A 591-nucleotide genomic window follows, 5' to 3' on the forward strand; every position below is an offset into this window, starting at 1 on the left:
CAACAAACCATGAGTAATAACCACACCTTGAGTTGCTATCGCTTTCTGACCACCGCCAACGATAAAGACGCCACCAAGGCCGCATTCGTTGCTGGTGTGCTGTTTGTTTTTGCCCCGGTACTGTGGTTTATGCCAGCGTGGTTCGTGGCAGCACAAAACATCGATTTACTGGCGATCTATCCTGCACTAGAGCAGAGTGCGAACAACGCCGCTTATCTCTACTACATCCAGCATTACATGCCTCAAGGTTTACTCGGATTGGTGATGGTGGCTTTGGTGGCTGCGACCATTGCGCCGCTTTCATCAACACACAACCGCAACGCTGGCATTGTGGTCAAAAGCCTCTACCAAGTGTGGTTCAACCCAAGTGCTACCAATCGTCAGCAGTTGATGGTTGGAAAAATTGCGACGATAGTATCTGGCGTATTAGCCACGGTCACAGCTTTACTGCTGGCGTCTGTTGAGTCGTACAGCTTGTTCGACATGATGATTGTGTTCGCGGCGTTCATTCAGATGCCAATCAACATCCCATCTCTGCTTGCGCTTGTCAGTTTGAAAACACCAAACTGGTCGGGGTGGGCCACCGTTATG

General features: G+C 50.3%; 1 protein-coding gene. It reads left to right on the forward strand.

What is annotated here, in order from left to right; genetic code table 11:
- On the forward strand, nt 1-591 hold a 591-nt coding region (locus R8N49_RS28890; protein ID WP_412034934.1), incomplete at both ends, for a sodium:solute symporter family transporter.

Source organism: Vibrio sp. 1978 (genome assembly GCF_033344345.1).